The 4,230-nt window shown below is 74.7% G+C and carries 1 protein-coding gene; it reads right to left on the reverse strand.

Annotated features, from left to right (window positions below; genetic code table 11):
• Window positions 1-4,230, reverse strand: a 4,230-nt coding sequence (locus ACFVGO_RS39260; protein ID WP_380636948.1) for an amino acid adenylation domain-containing protein, incomplete at both ends; no start/stop codon positions are given.

The raw sequence follows: 4,230 nt of genomic DNA on the forward strand, positions 1-4,230 counted from the left end.
GAACAGCTCCGGCAGCGTCACCGCCGGCACCTCACGCGCCGTGTCGTTCCACCCGAACAGCACCAGCTCCCGCTCCGCCTCGCCCAACACCTCGACCCGGTGGGCCGGTTGGCGCGGATCGTCGGCCATCGCCGCGAGCACCCGGTGCAGCCTGGCGCCGAACTGCTCGGCCGTCCCGTGCTCGAAGAGGTCCCGGGCGTAGACGATGCGGCCCCGCAGGCCGGCCGGGCGCCGGTCGGCGGTGAAGCGCTCCTCGAAGGTGAAGTCGAGGTCGTACTTGGCCGGCCAGCTGCCGTTCGGCAGGCCGCTGACGTCCAGCCCGGGCAGGTCGAGCGTGGCCCCCTCGTTGTTCTGGAGGACCAGCATGACCTGGAACAGCGGGTGGTGGGTCAGCGAGCGAGCAGGGGCCAGGCTCTCCACCAGGCGCTCGAACGGGACGTCCTGGTGCGCGAACGCCTCCAGTCCCGCCTCGCGGACCCGGTTGAGCAGGCCGGAGAACGTCGGCGAACCGGAGAGGTCCGTCCGCAGGACCAGGGTGTTGACGAAGAACCCGACCATGTCGTCCATGGCCGCGTCCGTACGCCCGGCGACCGCCGTGCCGATCGGGATGTCCTCCCCCGCGCCGAGCCGGGACAGCATCGTGGCCAGGGCCGCCTGGAGCACCATGAACATGGTCACGCCCTCGGCCCGGGCGAGCCTGGTCAGCTCCTCGTGCAGGGCGGCCGGGACGGTCAGCTCGACGACCCCGCCGCGGTGGGTCAGCGCCGCCGGGCGCGGACGGTCCGCCGGCAGCTCCAGCTGCTGCCGGGTGCCGTCGAGCGTCTTCTCCCAGTAGGCGAGCTGACGGTTCAGCACGCTGCCCGGGTCGTCGTCCGCGCCGAGCAGCTCGCGCTGCCACACCGTGTAGTCGGCGTACTGCACCGGGAGCGGGGCCCAGTCGGGCGCGCCGCCGGTGCTGCGCGCCGTGTAGGCGGACGAGAGGTCCTGGGCCAGCGGGCGCATCGACCAGCCGTCGCCGGCGATGTGGTGGATCACCACCAGCAGGACGTGCTCCTCGGGCCCGACCTCGAACAGGGTCGCCCGGATCGGGATCTCCGTGGCCAGGTCGAACGGGCGGGCGGCCGCCCGGGCCAGCAGCCCGTCGACGTCGGCCGCGGCCGCCTCCACCACCGCGAGTTCGCAGCGGTACTCGTCCACGGCGAGGACCCGCTGCCGCGGCTCCCCCGCCGGAGCCGGGAAGACCGTCCGCAGCACCTCGTGCCGCGCCACCACGTCCCGCAGGGCGTCCGCCAGCGCCGACCGGTCCAGGGCGCCCGCGAACCGCAGCGCCAGCGGGATGTTGTAGGCCGCGTTCGCGCCGTCCAGCTCGTTGAGGAACCACATCCGGCGCTGCTCCAGGGAGAGCGGCACCACGTCCGGACGGGCGGTGGCGACCAGCGCGGGCGCGGCCTGCTCCGCCTTCGACAGCCGGGGCGCCAGCGCGGCCACGGTGGGGCTCTCGAAGACCACCCGCAGCGGCAGTTCCACCCGCAGGGCCGAACGGACCCGGCTGACCAGCCGGGTGGCCAGCAGCGAGTGCCCGCCCAGCTCGAAGAAGTCGTCGTCGACGCCGACCTGCGGCAGGCCCAGGACGTCCGCGAACGCCTCGGACAGCAGCTGCTCCTCCGGTGTCCGCGGCGCCCGGTAGGACGCCCCCAGCGCCGCCGCGTGGTCCGGGGCCGGGAGAGCGCGGCGGTCCAGCTTGCTGTTGGCCGTCAGCGGCAGCGCCTCCAGGGCGAGCACCGCGGACGGGACCATGTAGTCCGGCAGCACCGCCGCCAGCTCCGCGCGCAGGGCGGCGGAGTCCACCGCCGCACCCGCCTCGGGCACCACGTAGGCGGTCAGCCGCTTGTCGCCGGGGACGTCCTCGCGGACGATCACCACGCCCTGGGCCACGCCCGGCCGGGCGAGCAGGGCGGACTCGATCTCCGCCAACTCGATCCGGAAGCCGCGGATCTTCACCTGGTCGTCGGTGCGGCCCAGGTAGTCGAGCGTGCCGTCCTCGCGCCAGCGGGCGAGGTCGCCCGTGCGGTACATCCTCCCTCCTTGCCCGCCACCGGGCTGGGGGCACCTCCCAGCCGCCGGGCTGGGGGCGAGGGGCCCATCCCCGGCCCCGCCGAACGGGCAGGCCACGAAGCGCTCCGCGGTCAGGCCCGGACGGTTCAGGTAGCCCCGGGCCAGCCCGGTGCCGGCGATGTACAGCTCGCCGGGCACCCCCACCGGCACCGGCCGCAGCGCGGCGTCCAGCACGTACACCCGGGTGTCGTCCATCGGGCTGCCGATGGGCAGCGTGTGCCCGAGCTCGGCCCGGGCGGCCATCGGGTGCTGGGTGGCGCACAGCGTGGTCTCGGTCGGGCCGTACAGGTGGCGGACGGTCAGGTGCGGGAGGGCGTCGAGCAGCCGCGCGACCGCGGTGGGCGGCACGACGTCGCCGCCCGTGAGGACCTCCGTCACGTCGGCGAAGATCTCGGGGCTCTCCTCGCTGATGACGCGGAAGAGCCCGGCCGTGACATGGACGTGGGTGGCCCGGGTGTCGACGATCAGCCGGTGCAGGGTGGCGCTGTCGAGCCTGACCTCCGGCGCGACGGAGACGCTGCCGCCGTGGACGAGCGGGACCCACAGCTCGTAGGTGGACGCGTCGAAGGCGTGCGGGGCGTGGAACAGCACGCGGTCGGCCGGGCCGACGTTCCAGCGCGAGTCCCGCACGAGGGCGGCGACGTCGGCGTGCGTGGTGACGATGCCCTTGGGGGTGCCGGTGGAGCCGGAGGTGTACATGATGTACGCCGCCTGGTCCGGCAGCACCCGCGTCGGGCTCACGGGCTCCATGGTGTCCGCGCCGTCCGAGCCGTCCGAGCCGTCCGCTGCGGGCACGGCGAGGACGTCGGCGTCGACGAGGACCACCCGGGTGCCCTGCGCCTCGGCCGTGCGCACGACCTCGTGCTCCCGCAGGGCGGAGTCGGCCACCAGCAGGTGCGGCCGGGCGTCCGCCAGGACGGCCGCCGTCCGCGCCTCGGGCGAACGCAGGTCCAGCGGGACGAACACGCCGCCCGCCTTGGCGATCGCCAGGAAGGTGGTGACCAGCTCCGTGGACCGGTGCATGCCGACAGCGACCAGTGCCTCCGGCCCGACCCCGTAGCCGGCCAGGACGCGGGCCAGCCGGCCCGCGCGCGCGTCGAGTTCGGCGTAGGTCAGCGTCTCGTGGCCCGGGATGTCCGTGGTGTCCGGGTCCATGGCGCGGGTGCGCACCAACGCGACCGCGTCCGGCGTCCGGGCGACCTGCGCCTCGAACAGCTCCGGCAGCGTCGCGGCCGGCAGCTCCCGCGCGGTGTCGTTCCAGCCGCGCAGCAGCTGGTCCTGCCGACGGTCGTCCAGGACGGCGACCGTGTCCAGCGTGGCGGCGGGGTGCGCCTCCAGGGCGCCGACCAGGTTCTCGACGGCGGTGTGCAGCAGGCCGCAGACGGTGTCGGAGTCGATCGGCTCGGCCGCGTGCACCGTGAGCCGGAAGCCGACGCCGGTGTCGTCCACCGAGGCCGTCACCGGGTAGTTGTTCCGCTCGTGGGCGTACAGGATGTCGATGCCCGCGATCCCGGTCTCCAGCAGGCTCCCCTGACCGGAATCCGAACGCGGCCTGCTGTGGCGGTAGTTGAGGAGCGAGGTGAACAGCGGACTCTGGGCGGGGAGTCCGGCCACCTGCTGGGCGAGCGCCAGCGGGGCGTGCTCGTGCCGCAGCAGATCACCCAACTGGACCTGGACCGACCGAAGTCCGGCGTCCAGCGGCCGGGTGGCGTCGATCCGGATCGGCAGGGTGTTGATGAACAGGCCCGGGGTGCGGCTCGCCGTGTCCCCGGCGTCCATCCGGCCGAGCAGCACGGTGCCGAACACCGGATGCGTCTGCCCGGTCGTGGCGGCGACGACGCGCGCCCAGGCGAGGTGGAACAGCGCGGCGGCACTGGCACCGTGACGACGTGCCGACTCCCGCACCCGGTCGGCCAGTTCGGCCGACAGCTCGACGATCGCCTCGCCGGCGCCACTGCCGTCGCCGCGGGTGCCCAGGACGCCGTACGGCGCGGTGGGCTCCTCGACCTCGCCGAGGGCGCGCTCGAAGTAGGCGCGGTGCTGGTCGGCGGTGACCGCCAGGCGCGCGTGCGCGACGAAGTCGCGGTACGGCGCCGGCTCGGGCAGGCGGTCCTC

The organism is Kitasatospora sp. NPDC057738 (assembly GCF_042798815.1).
In the GTDB taxonomy this organism is placed as follows: Bacteria; Actinomycetota; Actinomycetes; order Streptomycetales; family Streptomycetaceae; genus Kitasatospora; species Kitasatospora lactacystinica.